The 18,336-nt window shown below is 46.6% G+C and carries 14 protein-coding genes; 4 read left to right on the forward strand and 10 right to left on the reverse strand.

Annotated elements, in window-relative coordinates:
* Positions 1-8: 8 nt before the first annotated feature.
* From ACR8BL_RS06225 to ACR8BL_RS06240, 4 genes are all read right to left on the reverse strand, one after another.
* Positions 9-1,322, reverse strand: coding sequence for an extracellular solute-binding protein (locus ACR8BL_RS06225; protein ID WP_434751800.1), 1,314 nt, complete (start codon positions 1,320-1,322; stop codon positions 9-11).
* A 296-nt stretch (positions 1,323-1,618) separates the two neighbouring features.
* The gene (locus ACR8BL_RS06230; protein ID WP_434751801.1) at positions 1,619-3,706 is read right to left on the reverse strand and encodes an acyltransferase family protein; all 2,088 of its coding nucleotides are present in this window, start codon (positions 3,704-3,706) and stop codon (positions 1,619-1,621) included.
* 468 nt (positions 3,707-4,174) lie between these two features.
* Complete coding sequence (locus ACR8BL_RS06235; RefSeq protein ID WP_434751802.1) at positions 4,175-4,744, reverse strand: flavin reductase family protein; 570 nt, start codon at positions 4,742-4,744, stop codon at positions 4,175-4,177.
* A 268-nt stretch (positions 4,745-5,012) separates the two neighbouring features.
* Entirely contained in the window at positions 5,013-7,562 is a 2,550-nt protein-coding gene (locus ACR8BL_RS06240) for an adenosylcobalamin-dependent ribonucleoside-diphosphate reductase (RefSeq protein WP_434751803.1), read from the reverse strand.
* 338 nt (positions 7,563-7,900) lie between these two features.
* On the opposite strand from ACR8BL_RS06240, the gene ACR8BL_RS06245 reads away from it, so the two are divergent.
* The 3 genes from ACR8BL_RS06245 to ACR8BL_RS06255 all read left to right on the forward strand — a co-directional run bounded on the left by ACR8BL_RS06245 (position 7,901) and on the right by ACR8BL_RS06255 (position 12,022).
* The gene (locus ACR8BL_RS06245; protein WP_434751804.1) at positions 7,901-9,661 is read left to right on the forward strand and encodes a DEAD/DEAH box helicase; all 1,761 of its coding nucleotides are present in this window, start codon (positions 7,901-7,903) and stop codon (positions 9,659-9,661) included.
* A gap of 3 nt (positions 9,662-9,664) precedes the next feature.
* Complete coding sequence (locus ACR8BL_RS06250) at positions 9,665-10,870, forward strand: YqhG family protein (RefSeq protein WP_434751805.1); 1,206 nt, start codon at positions 9,665-9,667, stop codon at positions 10,868-10,870.
* 195 nt (positions 10,871-11,065) lie between these two features.
* Positions 11,066-12,022, forward strand: coding sequence for a hypothetical protein (locus ACR8BL_RS06255; protein ID WP_434751806.1), 957 nt, complete (start codon positions 11,066-11,068; stop codon positions 12,020-12,022).
* Positions 12,023-12,213: 191 nt separating this feature from the next.
* On the opposite strand, the gene ACR8BL_RS06260 is transcribed toward ACR8BL_RS06255, so the two are convergent.
* Complete coding sequence (locus ACR8BL_RS06260; RefSeq protein WP_434751807.1) at positions 12,214-12,408, reverse strand: YqzE family protein; 195 nt, start codon at positions 12,406-12,408, stop codon at positions 12,214-12,216.
* Between the two features lie 190 nt (positions 12,409-12,598).
* Between ACR8BL_RS06260 and ACR8BL_RS06265 the strand changes: the two genes are divergently transcribed.
* Positions 12,599-13,348, forward strand: coding sequence for an N-acetylmuramoyl-L-alanine amidase family protein (locus ACR8BL_RS06265; protein ID WP_434751808.1), 750 nt, complete (start codon positions 12,599-12,601; stop codon positions 13,346-13,348).
* On the opposite strand, the gene ACR8BL_RS06270 is transcribed toward ACR8BL_RS06265, so the two are convergent.
* From ACR8BL_RS06270 to ACR8BL_RS06290, 5 genes are all read right to left on the reverse strand, one after another.
* A complete protein-coding gene (locus ACR8BL_RS06270) occupies positions 13,323-14,189 on the reverse strand; it encodes a divergent polysaccharide deacetylase family protein (RefSeq protein ID WP_434751809.1) in 867 nt (288 codons plus the stop codon). The genes ACR8BL_RS06265 and ACR8BL_RS06270 overlap by 26 nt on opposite strands.
* Before the next feature lie 202 nt (positions 14,190-14,391).
* Positions 14,392-15,345: an alpha/beta hydrolase gene (locus tag ACR8BL_RS06275; RefSeq protein WP_434751810.1), complete on the reverse strand. Its 954-nt coding sequence runs from the start codon at positions 15,343-15,345 to the stop codon at positions 14,392-14,394.
* Between the two features lie 116 nt (positions 15,346-15,461).
* Positions 15,462-16,451, reverse strand: coding sequence for a LacI family DNA-binding transcriptional regulator (locus ACR8BL_RS06280; protein WP_434751811.1), 990 nt, complete (start codon positions 16,449-16,451; stop codon positions 15,462-15,464).
* Between the two features lie 76 nt (positions 16,452-16,527).
* Positions 16,528-17,352, reverse strand: coding sequence for a carbohydrate ABC transporter permease (locus tag ACR8BL_RS06285; RefSeq protein ID WP_434751812.1), 825 nt, complete (start codon positions 17,350-17,352; stop codon positions 16,528-16,530).
* Entirely contained in the window at positions 17,352-18,233 is an 882-nt protein-coding gene (locus tag ACR8BL_RS06290) for a carbohydrate ABC transporter permease (protein WP_434751813.1), read from the reverse strand. The genes ACR8BL_RS06285 and ACR8BL_RS06290 overlap by 1 nt, the downstream gene beginning before the upstream one ends.
* Between the last annotated feature and the right edge of the window lie 103 nt (positions 18,234-18,336).

Consider the following 18,336-nt stretch of genomic DNA (forward strand, 5'->3'; position numbering starts at 1 on the left):
ATAGCAGCCTATTGATTCATTGCATTTGCCTGCGCTGCCTGAATTCGGCCCGCAATGTCCTCTGCTTTGCCACCCATCAGCAGCTCTTGCAACCCGTTATTAATCACCTCAACCGTAGCCGATCCCAGCTTGGAATCGTATACAGGCGTAATTTTCACTTCCTGCATCAGATCGTACAGCTCCACGAACAATGGATGCGCTTTGGACTTATCCAGATCAATCTTGTAGCTCACCAGAGTGCTGCTATCCAGCGTAGCTTTCTGGCCATCCGGCCCAGCCAGTGCGTAGAACAACTCCATCGCGGCTTCTTTTTGAGCACCGCTCAGCTTTTTGCTGACACCAAGACCTGTTCCAACGACACCTGATGTTGTTCTTGGTTCACCCTTGCCTCCCTCTACAGGGGGCAGAATCGTAATATGTGTATTGCTTAACACCTCTTTCGGTGCATTGTTGACGAGGTTTCCAAGCGCCCACCCGCCGTTCATGACCATAGCCGTTTTCCCTTGAAAATAAAGCTGCATCATCTGTGTTTCATCGATACTGTTGAATCCATCCTGGAAAGCTTTGATGTTGCCAAGCTCCTGCATTTTCTTCAACGCTTCAATAAATTCTGGATCGGTGAAGCTTGCTCCATCCTGGGCTGCCGCTTTCAAAAACCAGTCTGTACCCGTCACCCGGTCAGCCAGTGTACTGAAAATGGTCGACTGCGCCACCCAATTCGTTTTGTTACCTAGCGCCATCGGGATGATCCCTTTTTCGTTAAACGTAGTCACTGCCTGCTCTAATTCATTCCAAGTCTCAGGAATCTTTACGTTATTCTCTTTGAAAAGCGCCTCGTTGTAATAAATAAAAGAGCTGGGTGCCAGATTCATCGGCACAGAATAAATATTACCATCTACCGTGTATCCATCCAGCGCATTCGGAATAAAATTGTCTTTCCATTCCGGCTTTGCATCCAGTTCTGCGTTAATCGGCTGTAACAGATCCCCTTTCACAAACTCCTTTGTCATCGCATCTGGCCACATAACGAATAGATCCGGCATCTCGTTGGCTGCCGCAACCGTGCGCAGTCTTGTTTTGAGACCGTCCGTTGGCAAGCCTTCATCCACCACTTCAATCTCTGGATGTGCCGTGCGGAAATCCTCGATAATCTTCCGCATCGCCACTGCTTTAGCATCCTGCCCCGTCCAGTTATGCCAGATGGTCACGGAGACTTTGTCTTTCCCACTGCCTGTTTCGGATGAATCACCGCTTGTGCACCCCGCCAGAATAACGGCAAATAAGCTTAATGCCAGCATGCCTGAAAACCACTTTTTCCACATCGTTATACTCCCCCTTGAGCATTTGATACTTGTATTGTAAATGGTAACGCTACCATAACATAAGGTGACGATCCACGGATGCAGGGGTGAATAATATCGGTTCCCCGTTCATTTATCAAAAAAAAGCCCTCCCCAAGACAATGTCAAGAAGTCAAAAATCACTTCAACACATTGCTCTCAGGGAGAGACTTTAACGATGCATATAGACTCTACTTGATGAACGTATAGCGTAACACTACTGATTATAATACATAGATAAGTTCGAATTAGAAGTACCTACAGTTTATATCAACTTGTTATTGAAGACTGCTTTTCACCAGAGCTGCAAAAGCTTCAGAACCTTCAGCCGTCAGATGCACACCGTCTTTTTCAAAATATTCGTCATGACCTTCACTCGCCTGATTCCAGTCAATAAGAGAAACATTACTATAACTGGAGGCTGCATCTGTCAGAGCCTTATTGACCGTTCGCTCCCAAGGACGCGGCACACGTACCGTGACAAGGTATACTTGGGTTCTATCCTTCAACCCATCCAGCACAGCTTTTAAATTTTTGGAGTTAAATGCACCATTCGTTCCAAGCTCCAGCACCACTTGGCTGCCCATTTGCTTGTTACGCTTCAGATCCTTCAGCACATCCCCGGCTTGCCACATCTGACGGCCGACATGACCATCGACGTACACACCGGATATACTCTGCTCCAGATAAGGCTTGGCATCCAGAATAACCGAGTCTCCGATAACGGTATATTGGATTTTCCCATCCTTTATAACAGGTGCCGGAGGTGTATCTTTTTTGTCTGAATCCGTTGCATCGGTTGCACCACCATCTGGTTTCGAACTCGATGGATCTGTTTCTTCGTTGCCAGAAGCGGACGAATTGGAATCAGGTTGATTCTCGGACGTCTTGTCCTGATCCCCGCTAACGCTGGATGAATCGTCCGGCTTGCCCTGTTTCGACCCTTCTGAAGATCCGGCTTCAGGCTGGTTATTTCCATCCGTTTTCCCATCAGACCCTGATTCAGGACCTGACTGAGCCGTTTGATTCTTTTTCCCGGAATCCGAAGGTTTTGTTGCAGCTGGTACAACATCCTGACCCTTTTCTTCAGCAGATTTCTCTCCATTAAACACGGTAGACATGGATACCGAATGGGAATCTGAATTAGCTGAGACAGGCAGCACCATCTGTGACACCGTATAACATAATAACAGCAATGTCATCAGCAGACCTGACCGTTTCCACCATACATGCCTGGGAACGAGGGAGGTCCACCCTTTTCCCCACAGTTTGGACAACGAGTCACGAAATCCGTTATATCGGATCGGGTTCTCAATATATTTTAATGACATGGATGCCAGGACAACCGTTGCAGCTACCTGTAGCATCATTCGTACAGGATGAGCACCACCTGTATCTACAACGGGACTCGTCAGGACAATGATTGGATAATGCCACAGATACAGCCCATATGAACGTTCACCGATCCAGCGTAGTGGTTTTGCCCCAATGATCCGTCCCAGGAATGATGAAGGATGAGCAAGTACAGCCACCAGTATTGTCGCGGCAATTGCTTGCAGCACCATCCCTCCCTGATACAGGAACGAGTCGTATTCACTGGTATTCAGCATCATATAGATCAGCACCGCCAGGGCAGTAACTCCTGATGCATCCAATACAAGCCGATTCATCGCAGGTAGTGTGCTGGACAACTTGCGGCTCGGCCAGACTACAGCTAACGCAGCCCCTGCAAGCAGGGCAAACGCACGGGTATCTGTTCCATAATATACACGGCTTGGATCCAAATCCGGGTTATACATGATGGCCATTGCACCAGCCGATAGTTCAGCTGCAACAACAATGAACACAACGAGCCATCCTTTTCTTTTGAACAACATAATCGATGCGATCAACAGAAGAGGCCAGATCAGATAGAACTGTTCCTCAACAGCCAGTGACCAGAAATGTCCAAAAGGCGATGGTGGGCCAAAACTTTCAAAATACGAAACATGGTGAAAGATATACCACCAATTGCTTATGTACGTAACACCGGATAAAATATCCCCTCGCAGTGAAGCAAGCCGGGATGAGTCTGTGCATAACAGCCAGAGCATTACAACGGCTGTCACAGTCACCATGCCCGGCAGCAAGCGTCTAAAACGTCTTAACCAAAAATCACCAAGAGCAATGCGTCCATGTTCTCGCCACTGGGATAACAAAATATCTGTAATCAGGTAACCCGACAGAACAAAAAATATACCTACACCGAGCAACCCGCCCGGAATAAAATCCAAATTGAGATGATAAGCAATTACGCCAAGTACCGCGATGGCTCGCAAGCCATCCAGTCCGTTCATATGCCTCTTTTTTTTCACAGATTGTGACATACGCGCCCCTCCTTGTTACTGCGAGTCCGCATCCATCGAGATCGGGGCATCCTGAAACGTTCGGTCATTCTGGTTGTTATTAACATACGTATTGCACCTTCCATCTTTCATTTACAACATAACAAAGACGAACTGCCTATAGATTTAGTTGTATAGATTATGAATCTTATATAATTTCGTGAGTTCACGATTACGATTAGCATTATACTTCTAAAACCATCTATATAATTTACAAGAATAGTTACAAACCCGTTTAACCGATGTAACCTTTCCTACCCGTACAACCAGCTGTAAAATCATACTCTATATCTAACGTTTTATATAGTGCTTTACATGGACTGGACATAATTACCTGAGCCTGAGCCTGTTCAAATAGAAAAAAGCTGCCGACTTGCTCAGCAGCCACTATTCATTATAAACCGATCTCCGAGTGGATTGAAAGTTTTGCTCATAATTGCTCCTTCCTTCCTAGGACTCTAGGAGGTGGAACGGGTGAATCTTTTCTGTGGCGCCTGCATCCAGAATACGGTAGCTGGAACGACCTGTGTACATTGGGATTTGCAGCTTTTCAAGATTGACCATCCCATCCTCCATAAAGTAATCATCATCCCGATAACGCTGCTGTACCTCGCCTGCAATCCACTCATGGTCACCATAGGTTGTAATATCAACTACCTTGCATTCATAAGCAAAATAAGCATCATCCAGAATAGGTACGTTGACTCGCATTCCCTCACTGTAGGTGATGCCAAACTCAGAGAACTTATCTGTGTCTTTCCCGCTAAACGTTCCTGCGGCCTGAATCCACTCTGACCGATGGGCAGGTAGAAAATGAACTCCGAATACACCGCTCTGCTCGATGAGTTGGTAAGAATAGGTTTCTTTGCGCAACGAAATGCCATACACGCTCGGAGAAGACCCGATATACGTATGCCAACCAGAAGCCATCACATTCTGCACATCTCCATGACGCGAAGTCACCACAGCAACCATGCCGGGATAAGAATAAAAAACAGGTTCATTAACGGGTTTATGCATGTACTCAGCTCGCTCCTCTCTTTTCCTCCATCTTTAACTCCATTTTCATTATAATGGAAATCATATATTTTCAAAAAGGTCTGTTAAACACAAAATTCATTGAGGACTTAATAGCACTGGCACAAGATCAACCGGATGCCTCCTATTATTATGTGGACAAGGCGTCTTATGAAACTATCATATGCCAACACTTCGCCTGTAAACTTTTATCGGTAAAAGATTCCTGTTCAGGTTCATTAGAACAATACGTTGTTTGATCCGAAACTTCTTAATTACACTTGCTGTAACCGCAGCTACTACATGTTTTACAGCCTTCCACATTGATCAGCGATGCCGAACCGCATGAAGGACATAGGTCTATTGATTGGATAAAAGCCTTTTGCCCCTCACCTCCCGCGTTGTTCTCTCCATTGTCCTCATCCATCTGCACATGACTTTCCAGTGCTTTGGCCACGGCATCGGCAATGGATTCCACCCGGTTGGCTCCGAAGCCAATCGCCCCTGAACCGCCGATACCTTTCAAATGTTTGATGAGCAGCTCCACCTTATGACCATGGTCACCATATCGCAGGAATAGAGAGCAGACCCGGCCTAGTGCCTCAGCCATCGCAAACACATCCGAGCCTGCCTTGCCAACATTGAGGAAAATCTCGCCCGGTGTTCCATCCAGATCATTAATCGTAATATAGGCCATGCCAAACGGCGTATTGATCTTATACGTTGCACCGCGTAGCACTTGCGGACGGCGTTTGTAATGCTTATCCACTACATCTGTTACTTGTTCGGCCGTCGCTGGCAAACCTGCCGTGACCTCCGTATTCCGGTTCTCTTTCTCCAAGGTGTCTTCTTTCTTCGAGGTGGAGAGCACCTGCACATCCCTGCTGCCATCCCGATAGATGGTTACCCCTTTGCAGCCCAGATCAAAGGCCAACTCATACAGCTCTGCCGTATCCTCCACTGTAAAATCAGCTGGACAATTTGCCGTTTTGGAAATGGAACTATCCACCCATTTCTGAATCCTGGCTTGAACCCGAATATGATTCTCGGCCGAAAGATCCATTGCAGTCACGTAATATTCGGGTAAAGGTTCGCCGGGATGTTGCTCCAACCAATCTTGAGCAATCGGCACAAATTGTTCATCATACCCAAGACGACTCTGGCGAAAATATTTAAACGCAAAATACGGCTCAATGCCGGTGGACGTCCCCACCATCGTTCCTGTACTTCCCGTAGGCGCTTGAGTAATCAGCGTCACGTTACGAACCCCATTTTCACGGATGGCTTCTCCAACCTCTGGATACGTTGCTGTCATCTGTTTCATAAATCCACTCTGTAAGTAAGGTTCTAGCTCAAACGCGGGGAACGCACCTTTCTCCGCAGCAATCTCGGCTGAAGCCAGATAGGCCTCCTTTGCCATGAATCCGTACAGTTTATCGAGAAAATCAAGTGACTCTGGACTGCCATAACGGATACGCAGTTTGATCATCAGCTCCGCAAGCCCCATGGTGCCCAACCCCACCCGGCGTTCACGCTGCTGATTTAATCGATTTTCTTCAAAATGATACGGCGTCGCGTCAATCACATTATCCAAAAATCTGGCCGAGATGCGCGTTGTTTCCGCGAGTTCTTCCCATGCCACATCGTGATTGGTTTCATCATAGAATTTGGACAGATTAATCGCCGACAGATTACATACCCCCCAGCCGGGAAGGCCCTGTTCTCCACAAGGATTAGTGCATATGATCGAATTAAAATACCAGCTGTTAGACATCTGGTTATAGTACTCCATAAATACAACGCCAGGCTCCGCTGATTTCCACGCAGATTCAATAATCGTATGCCATATTTCTCGCGCTTTCACTGTTCGATATAGAATGACCTTATGGCCTTCTGCCTTCCACCGGCTCATATCGCCCTCCCATTTGATATCATAATCGGGGTCATTGGTATCGGGAAAAACAAGCTCCCACTCACCATCTTGCTTGACGGCCTCCATGAACGCATTGCTCACGCAAACCGAAAGATTCGCATTAGTCACCTGTCCCATTGTCTGTTTTACCGTAATAAAATCCAGCACATCCGGGTGCCAATCATTCATCATCAGCATCAACGCACCACGACGGCTGCCGCCTTGTTCGATAAGGCCCGTCGTATAACTGAACAAACCGCCCCAGGATACCGATCCACTGGATGAACCGTTCACGCCTTTTACCATAGCGCGCCGCGGACGAAGCGAAGACAAATTGATGCCTACCCCACCACCGCGAGCCATAATTTCAGTCATTTCCGTCAACGTCTTCATGATACCGCCCCGGCTGTCTTGCGGAGAAGGAATGACATAACAGTTAAACAGCGTCAACTCATCACTGGCTCCGGCACCAGCAGCAATGCGTCCCCCAGGAACCAACTTCCAGTCATCCAGCACGGAACGAAATTTCTTCTCCCACAATACCTGTTGTTCAGGTATCGATTCAACAGATGCCATCGCTTTCGCAAGACGATCCCACATCTCTTCTGGTGTCTTCTCTATCGTGAGCGTCAATTTCTCCACATCGGTCTCTATAATCACATCGCTTCGCGTCCGCACTTTAACATGCTGTCCCTGCCGCTCTACAATCTGCCCCACTTCCTTCATCGGAAACTTGGGATCATCCTTCGTTAGAACAAGTACGATATCTCCGACTTTTGCATGATTCGGATCCGCGTCTTTCCAAGCATAACGATCCAGAAATATTTTCTCGCTGAGTCCTTGCAGTTTGTGTTTGTTTTCTTGCTGATCCTCTGGATGACTCGTTTGTGTATTGTTGGATGCCACCATTGCAATCAACCTCCCCGAATAGACAATTCAATTCATCAGACAAACTGCTTTTACTTCGAATAAATGACGTTAACACACTACATATAGTTATATATAACTAATATAATACACTATATATTGATTTTCTAGACAAATCCTCTCATAATCTCACCGGTTAAGATGCGGAACAGGTTATGAACTCCCTTTCCTTCGTCCATACTATTACCTACGAATAAAACGTCATCTATATTTTGAATGATCTATAATCCGGGATACAACGCTCGGAAGTTTGTTCTGTCATCGGAGAGATCCGTGTAAATCATGTTCAACATAAATAGAATGGCAGAGGAGGTCGCATCATGAACCGGAAACATCCGCATCATCTGAATCAACCTGTAGCTGAGTTACCTGTGCCTCTTGAGTTTGATCGGAACTGGCTTAGCCAGCTTGAATCACGTTTGGACAAAGGCGGCCCTTGGGGGGATTACCGTCTATTTCAACTTGGCATTCAAGCGGAAGAAACCAATCTGATCCCGAATTTTGACGAAATCCAGTGTCTGAAGCATTTGCAGGGCTTGACCCCGCTTCCCCACCAGATGGATACGGCACGCAAAGTATTATTTGAAATGTCCGGCCGGGCCATTCTTGCCGATGAGGTGGGTCTGGGCAAAACGATAGAAGCCGGTCTTATTCTGAAAGAATATATGGTTCGTGGTCTGGTATCTAAAGTGTTAATTCTCGTACCTGCATCTCTTGTATTGCAATGGGTACGTGAGCTGAATTCCAAATTTGGTATCCCTGCAATTGCTCAGAAGAAAGCCTACTCCTGGCAAAATGAAGTCGTTGTTGCTTCCATGGATACGGCCAAGCGCGACCCTCACAAAGATATGCTGCTGGGCACGGACTATGACATGATCATCATTGATGAGGCACATAAACTGAAAAATAAAAAAACAACCAACTATCAATTCATGCTGCAATTACGCAAAAAATACTGCCTCTTGCTCACGGCTACGCCTGTGCAGAACGACATGAGTGAACTATTCAATCTGATCAACTTGCTAAAACCTGGTCAGCTGGGTCGTCAGGGCGATTTTGCAGCCAACTTTGTTGTGGATAAACGTGTTCCCAAAAATCAGGCACAGCTCAAAGACGAGCTGTCCAAAGTGATGATCCGTAACAGACGAGGCGAAGGCCCCGTGCAATTTACGAAGCGTAACGTTTCTAACGTGGATCTGCAGCTCTCCCCTGAAGAGCAGACGCTCTATGACGGAGTGACCTCGTTTGTCAAAGACCAATACCAGGAGGCAGGCGGTAATCTCAGCAGCATGCTTTCGCTTGTCACGTTACAACGGGAAGTCTGTAGCAGCCGGGATGCCGTATTTGTAACCCTTGTGAATCTGTCTAAGAAACTTCCGCTCGATTCCCCGCTGCGAGATAAAATCTGGGAGCTGGTAGCCCATATCAAGGCGATTAAAGAAAATACAAAAGCCGAAAAAACGATGGAACTGATTCGTGATATGAATGAAAAGGTCATTATTTTCACGGAATACCGAGCGACGCAGGAATATCTGCTGAACTATTTTCGCAATAACGGCCTTACAGCTGTTCCCTATCGGGGCGGTATGAATCGGGGCAAAAAGGACTGGATGATGGATCTCTTCCGCGGACGCGTGCAGGCAATGATTGCCACCGAAGCTGGGGGTGAGGGCATCAACCTGCAATTCTGTCATCACATGATAAACTTTGATCTGCCGTGGAACCCGATGCGGGTAGAGCAGCGGATTGGCAGGGTTCATCGGCTAGGGCAGCGGAATGACGTTAACATTTTCAACCTGTCTACCAAAGGCACGATTGAAGAACATATTTTAAATCTGCTGCATGAGAAAATTAATATGTTTGAGATGGTCATCGGCGGATTGGACGTCATTCTGGAGCGGCTCGAGAAAAATGAATCCATTGAAAAAAGTCTGTACAAAATTATGCTGGAATCTCAGAACGAAGAAGATATTCGCCGCAAAATGGACTCGCTCGGTCAATCGCTGAACACGATTCAACGTGAAGTCGCGGATGAGGTGCCATTGATAACCAAACTTGATCTTCACAAAGGAGGTAACTGATCCATGACGATGTCACCACATGAGATCCAGGCTTATGTCCTGACCTATCTGGAAGCCCTAGATTGTAAGATCATGGAACGATCCCCTGCTCATGTAACCGTTAAGCTGTCACCTGAAGCAGACAAGGCACTAACGAACCGTCCATATTACTGGGGATTTGTGGAACGTGTCGGGGTGGAGCCAGAAACTATGTCCTTTACATTTGTTTTTGACCCGGAGGCCTACCAGCAAATAACGGAAGCGGCAGAAGCCAAAATCAAAGCTACAGAGCCTGCTCAAGTCTCTCCAGAGGCAAACTCTGATGCACCGAAAGATACGATTCTCGGACGTTATTTTGGCATCACACCCTCAATGCCACAGCTCGGCCCTGGACGTATTTTGCGGGAGGATGTCGTGTATGGCAGCCGCAGGTTACAACAGATTTTTGAGGCGGCACGAGAAGGTGGTGCTTTTGTTAACCTGTTTGAACAAGCTGCCAAACGGCAGATTCGGGCCACAGTTCCAGCTGTGTATGAACCTTGGTTAGGCGTTTGTTTTAAAGTAGAGTTTGCCTGTGATCTGAAACGGGAGGAATTACATTTCCTCGGCATTTCATTGCGCTCGGGTGAAATTATCGAGAAATTCGGCAGCAAGCTGAACCGGCGTGATCTCAGTCCAAGGCTGGCAGAAAATATGCACGCTCAGTCACCCAAAATTTCACTCGCTGATGCTGGGGCTGCTCTCGAACTGCATCTCACCAATCACCTGAGCACGCTGGACTATAGCTGGGCAGAAAAAGCCAAAGAACGCCTGCAACTGGAACTGGATGTTGTCGATGCATACTATGAAGCTGTGTTACGGGAAGATATGCCTGAGGTTACTGAAGGAGACACAGTTCCTGCTCAATCTAAACCCTCAGCACCCGTTTCAAATGTGCAGACTCCAGCTGATGTTCAGGCGATTTCCCCTACATCACCCGCTGCGTCTTTCCATAATCGGGTTCGTGGCGTACTGGAGCCGGTCACAGATGACGTGGAATTGGCTGCCGAACCAGCCGTTGTGCACACTCAGGATCAGGGCGACCCGGAGCAAGAAAAAGCAAAACAGGCGGTCATGGATCGTGAAGCGATGAAACAGCAATATGAGACACGACGAACCGAAATGATCTGGCAATATGAGCCGAAGGTGAAGGTCACTGCCATTAGCAGCGGCATGTTTCACTTAAGATAAGACGAAGACACTACTTTTCCTGCAAATGCTGGCAAAAGTAGTGTTTATTCATGATCACTGAACCGACACCTTGCAGCACTCTTTGCATCGTCTCTACTCTACAATGAAATCAGGAAGAAGGTGTTCAAGTTGAAGATACACGCCAAGATAGAACGAGAAAATCTATGGAAGCCCATATACGTCTTCCTGAGCGTAATGATTGTTCTAGCCCTTTCGTCATTCGGGTTACCAGCTCAAGCATCTGCACCAACCGACAGGCTGGCACCCGCTGCTGTAGAGCAATATGCCCAGCAACAAGCCAATACGCTTGGCACGTCTAATCCAGACTGGCTTACTGCCCAGCTTGAATATTATCCTTTGGGGCCGGGTACCCACGGCTGGCTTGTTTACGCCAACGTTCAGGACAAACCAATCGGGTATATGATTATTTCCATAACTGCACAAGGAAAGCTCAGCCTTAGCGAGTATGGTCAGGGGGAAGACGTCCTGTACAATAGCGAATTGCTAGGACAAGCTCTGGAACGACAGCAATTAAATCTGAACACATTACAAACCGCAGGCGGAGAGCTTACGCGCCGTTATGCTGCTCCTCTGCTGGCGTATTGGAAAGTGGAACGTGTAAGTTCTCCTGCATTGTATATTGATGCATCTAATGGAGATTTGTTACCGAATAATGTGTTGGAACGATTAGAGAAAAGTCCTGGAACGCAATCTTCCGACTCAGCAGAGGTACAAGAATTGCAGTTTATACCTGCCGCCACAACGTGGATCACAAATCCAGTCCGTTTGCGGCCAGCTTTTGACCCATCATTACAACTAACCTGGCTAACATCTGAACCAATTCAGCTTTCTCAAGTCAAGCAACGGATTCAGAATAGTCAACTCGGCGCCCTCGTCTTTTCAGCAGGAGAACGCAATCTGTTTTACGGCGGCCCCTTGCCAGTAAGTGCATATCAGTTGTGGCATACGCAACCCGAAGTAACACCCCAAATCCAAACGGGTAACAAGAATAGCTCAGGTATAGCTACTGGGACAGGGAAAGAATCAGCATCTGTTCTTTATGTAGGGATCGGTGGTTTTAACTCCACACAACGGTTTGTACCCCTGAATACGCTTTTGCTTGACGGGCATTTTTACATGATCAATCTCTAGAAGAAGACAAGCATATAAACGGCACACGAATTCATCATACCCTCTGAGCACAAATCAGCTTCACTCCTGTCTCACTCGAAATTTGGTTGATAACATTTCCTTTCTACAAACTCCAATCGCATGATAAAAAGACGCCTCCCTTCTCGGACTGCGTCTTTTTTGTTTAGTTTATACACGTATATGACAACACTTCACTCAGACCCTTTTTTCTTTTTTCCCATCCATAACGATACCGCGAAAGGAATCATGCCAAACCATTTCATCGACCACGGCTCTTTCCTCCTGCTTTGCTCTCTCCGTTCTTTCCGTTCATCCTTCGGGGTGTCGATATAATGCACCACACGCTGTGTAATGTATTTAACCAACTCATCACTTTTAGCCATCATACACCCTCCTTTTCCGCATATCCGTAACGTAACCGTATTCCTATTGTGTGCAGAACGTGATGGAACTAAACATTTTTTTGTGCAGCAGCGTATGAAATGATGCAAAATGCACAGTCTAATGCCAAAGGTATCCATCCCGCTTCCCTTGTGCTTCTGAACCATAAATATCGTAATAGGAGTGTGTATTTGCATGTTCAAGCTGCTATTGGCCGCTTCTGCAGCCTTGCTGATTAGTTTTCATTCTCTTTCTGGTCTGTCCTCAGCTTACCGTTTGGATCATTCTGATCCATCTGCCGATCAGCCATCCATCATGCCAATCACCGAGGGGGATGCCTATCGCTCCAGCCATCACGCTTTTGCAGCCCCGACTATTCTGCTGGATGTTGGACATGGAGGTATAGACGGTGGCACATCCGAAGCAGATGTTTTGGAGAAAGACATTAATTTAGAAATCAGTCAAAAGTTATATTTGCTGCTTCGCAGCAAAGGTTACGCGGTCATCATTAACCGCCTCGGCGATTATGCTCTTAGTGATGAGAATCGCTGGTTAAACAGCCGCTCACGTCACGTCAGGGATCTCGCACAGCGCAAAAGCCTCAGTGAAGAAGTTAGCACCGATATCGTCGTTAGTATTCACGCCAACTGGAGTTCGCGCTCAGCTACGCACGGCCCTATAGTACTGCACCAGAGAGAGGGTAGAAGCTATTTGCTGGCGCAATCCATTCAGGATGCCATGAATCGCTTATGCGGTACCCATCGTGAAGTGGTATGGGGCAAGCCGTTTTATATGCTGAATTACGTGAAACAGCCAGCAGTTATTGTGGAAACCGGTTTTTTGAGTAATGCAGCCGACCGGGCCAGAATCAATAATCCGGCAGAACAAAAACGCATTGCCCAGTCGATTGCAGACGGTATTATTTATTATCTGTCGGTAGTGTAGGCGCTGCTTGCCAGTGCCATACATCCCTTATTATATCGCCGATACCTACGAATTGAACCTGGTTCTGCAAGCGGGATATCGACTCCCGAATTACTGCAGAAGTGTTCATTCCGGTGTGACCTACATGACCAATGACAACACAGCTTTTCTTGTCAACCGCACGCTGAGCAGCCAGATCAAGCTGTTTGCGGATGTGTGCCTTTGAATTATGATCATCCAGAAAAATGTCATTGCCCACAGGTGGCATATTTTTGGCTACTGCAAGCTCTCCGACTACGGAGCGAAAATTGGTACGACTGTCCACGAAAAATAGCCCATGCTCCCGACAAACGTCCAGTACAATCGACATAATGCGTTTATCAGAAGTGATTTTGGAGCCCATATGATTGTTCATACCGATGGCATAGGGAACATCTTCAATAGCCTTTTCCACTCGTTCCCGAACCTGCTCATCCGTCAGATTGGATGTGATCGCCCCTGGGCCTAGCCATTCTGGCTTGCCCTTCTTAGGTTCCATCGGCATGTGAACGATCACATCCATCCCTTTTTCATGCGCAGCAATCGCATCTTTTTTCGTTGTTTGCAAAAAAGGCATTACGGCTACAGTCAGCTTCACAGGCATATCCAGAACCTCCTTGGTGCCCCTCATATCATTGCCGACATCATCAATAATGATGGCTATTCGATTGAGCTGAGAAGATGATGATGACTTTGTCTCTGCCGGTTTGGCAGAAACTTCGGTTCCTCCTGAGGCAATGACAACACTTACGACAAACAGGAAGATCCAAAATTGAAACCTCAGTCCCCCTGAGTAGCCTTTACTCCATTTATTTCGCATCATATCCTGCAGCCTCCTCTGTACTTGGTGTTCTCATTGTTTGATTCCAGCTGCAGTTATATGTAAGTTCACTTTCCCAATTCATTCTAGAATAATTGAAACACAAAAAAGCCTGCATCAGAGCAAGCTTTATCATGTGAACCCTTCACCAATTGCATATACGGAGTTCCCTAACATTTAGTAAAACGATCACTTTTTACAAAACTCAGAGATTTCGATCTCCGGTTCCCGGGTGTAAAACCTGAGCTAAACGCTCAATATATTCGGTTCGAATACGTTGACTGCTCTCCGCTTCGGGAGCAACATGCTCTGAGGCATGATAACAACCCGGATACAGATGAAATTCAACCTTCACTCCTGCTCTCGTCAGACGGATAACATAATCCACGATCTCATCCCGGAACAGATCCAGCTCACCTACACAAATATAAGCAGGTGGCAGACCTGTAAGATCGGCAGCAAGGCTTGGAGAAGCATATTCAGGAATATCACCGTTCAACTTCTGTCCGAGATACATCTGCCAGGCCGCCACATTATGTGCTCGGTTCCATACCGAAGGATGTGTGATCTCATAGCTGGACGGTGTACTATTCCGATAATCCAGCATCGGATACAGCGGCAGCTGAAAGCATAGTTCAGGCCCTTTGCGATCTCTTGTCAAAAGAGTAAGCGCTGCTGCAAGCCCGCCTCCTGCACTGGCTCCCCCAACGGCAATACGCTCCAGATCTATTCCTCGTGTCACGGCCTCCCCAGATATCCATTGGAGTGCGCTATAACAGTCTTCAAGCCCTGCAGGATAAGGATGTTCCGGTGCCAGACGATAATTTGGAGAGACGACAATGCATTCGGCATGGATCGCAAAATCTGTACACAGCTGATCATCTCCCTCGGGACTTCCCAGAATCAGTCCACCCCCATGAATCCATAACAGGGCCGGTGTATCCGTTGTATCTGTATTCGCAGGTGTATAGATACGAAGCTGCAGTTCGTTTCCATCCACTCCGTGAATGTACACGTTTACAATCTCAACAGCTGTCGAAGTTTGAACAACTTGAACTGCATTCGTACGTGCTTTCATCAAGTCCTCTGGCAACTGTATGACCTCAAGTCCCAGTAGACCCGCCCGCAGCTCCGGTGTCACCCTACTCATAAAATCCATTCCGTATCCCCCTGTCTATTAAACGAATTCATATCGTAACTAACTTTGTGTGCCTATATATCAACCGGTTGACATACAAAAAACATAAGAATTGTGCTTCTTTCAAAGCACCTCTTTTATGTCGTTTCCCGCTCAATCAGTTGGACTGGAAACAGGTTTGTACTCGGAATTTCTTCTCCCTTGATCTGTTGCACAACCAGCTCAATAATGCGTTCAGCCATCTGATTTACTGGCTGTCGGACACTACTTAAACGTGGACTGAGTAACGAAGCAATCTTCACATCATCATAACCGACAATTTTCATATCCTCAGGCACATGTCTTCCCGCATGACGAGAGGCCTGCAACGCTTCAGCCGCAATGACATCACTACTTGCAAATATGCCATCCACTGCGGAATGTTGATGCAGAAACTGTATGATTTCCTGTTGAATTTCCTGCTCATCCCGAGCGGATGCGTCCAGCTGCAGATGAATCGGATCGAGACCCGCGTTACGCATCACTTCTTCATACCCCTGTGCCCTCCCGTTTGCAAGCAAAGCGACATGGTGCGGCCCACCAATCCCTCGATAGAGAAAAGCCGGTTGTTTACAATTCTTGTCGAGCAGAAGTTGTGTAGCCAGCCTGCCCCCCATCGCATTATCCGAAGAAACGACCGGAATATCCTTAGCCACTTCGCGATCCAGTGAAACAATCGGCAGATTGAGATTAAGATAATGCTCCACTTCAAGCAGAGAACTGCCTGTGATGATGGCGTCCACCTTGTTTTTTTTCAACATATCAATATATTTACTCTCTTTGCCAACATCCCGATTCGAATTACACAATAAAAGCTTGTATCCGGACTTATCCGCATAGTACTCCAGATGATATGTCATCTCACTGAAAAAAGGATGGGATACATCTGGAATAATCAGACCAATCATATTGGATTTTTTGCGAAACAATGCTCTTGCCATCTCATTGGGTTGATAATCGAGCTCTTTCATTACGCGATAGACCTTTTCACGAGTTCCCTCGCTAATATAGCCCCTATTATTCAGCACACGGGACACCGTTGTGACAGATACTCCCGCTTTTTTGGCAACATCATCAATCTTGGGCATAACCGTTAACCACCTTGCTCTTTTTTAATCCATTATAAACTTAATTGTTTTCCATTTCACTCCAGCCGTCCCGTTTCTACTTCAATGCACCCTCTGTAATTCCCTTGATAATCTGCTTCTGTAGAACCAGATACATAATCAATACCGGGATAATCGTCATGATCAACCCAGCCATCAGCGGAGCATAATCCACCGAATACGATGAGAAGAAATTATACGTCGAGAGCGGCAACGTTTTGTGCTCCGGTGATAACAGTACCAGGCTTGGCAGTAAATAGTCGTTCCAGATCCACAACACATCCAGCACAATCAGAGTAACAAATACCGGTCTTAATAACGGAAGCACAATCTGGAAAAACGTTCTCATACGAGAGCTGCCCTCAATAAAAGCAGATTCTTCGAGTTCATACGGGATGCCCTTGATAAATCCGTGAAACGTAAATACGCCAAAAGGCACACCAAAACCCAGGTACATAAACAGCAAAGTTATTTTGGAGTCAAGCAGACTCATATTGCCGTATAACATCACCAGCGGGATCATTAACACCTGAAATGGTAGAGCAAGTGAAGCCAGCATTGCATAAAAGAGGATGCCGTTCACGCGCCATTTGAAGCGAACAAACAAATAACCCGTCATGGATGAGAAAAAAAGAATCAGGATCACCGAACCGACGGTAATCAGCAGCGAGTTCAAAAATCCATCCAGAAAATTCATATTGTCAAATGCACTGACGTAGTTATCCAGTTGAATACCCGTTGGCAGTGATAAAGGATTCTCTACGAACTGCTGGGTCGACTTGAATGAGTTCATAATAATCAGCAAAAACGGTGTTAAAAACAGGAACAGCAGAACGTACAGCAGTATTTTTTTCAACGAAGGAAGATATTGGCGGCTCGACATCAGGATTCAACCTCCAATCTCTTGAGCAGATACGATTGTGTCAGCGCAATGATAGCGACTACAGCAAAGAGCACTACAGCCTCCGCCTGACCGACCCCATATTGGTTGGACAAAAACGCCTTTTGCACGATATGGTAGGTCGCCAGCTCCGTGGAGTTAAACGGCCCCCCTTTGGTCAACGCGAGGTTGATATCATAGGTCAAAAATGAACGGGAAATAGAAATAAATACACAGATTACAATGGCCGGAATCGTGAGCGGCAGCATAATACGGCGAATCGTTGCCATACGGTTTGCTCCATCGATGCTGGCAGCCTCGAGTACATCATTCGGAACCCCGGCAAAGCCGGCAATATAGATGATCATCAAATAACCAATCAGTTGCCATGACGTAGTAATGACGAGTGCCCAGAAGGCAGTATCGGTGTTGGTTAACCAGGATGTCTCAAACCAAGTCCAACCATACTTTTGCCCCAAATAAGGCAGTACCTGCGAAAATAATGTCTGCCACAGATATCCAAGAATAATACCGCCAATCAGATTAGGTGTGAAAAAACCTGTACGAAGCCATTGCTCACCTCTCCCCCCGCCGGTCAGAGCAAGAGCGACAAAAAAAGCTGCAGTGTTAGCGATAATGACAGTGAAGAATACATATTTCAGGGTGAACCATAATTGAGTCCAGAACACACTATCCTGCCAAACCGCGATATAATTGGATATACCAATAAATGTGTTATCCCCGGTACGAACATCCCAATTGGTGAACGTAAGATACAATCCAACGATAAACGGGATCACAACCACTGCGAGAAAAGCGATGACGGAAGGAGCTCCAAAGAGTAAGAAGGTTCCCGCGTTTCTCATCCGTATTTTTCTATCCATGTTGACCTCCTGTGTGTCCCTTGGTAACGGCTTGATGAATGATTTGATGAACGATTCGAAGAATGGAGGATGCGCCCCCTGTATGGATGCACATCCTCTTTCA

Source organism: Paenibacillus amylolyticus, assembly GCF_051136285.1.
GTDB classification, from domain to species: Bacteria; Bacillota; Bacilli; order Paenibacillales; family Paenibacillaceae; genus Paenibacillus; species Paenibacillus amylolyticus_F.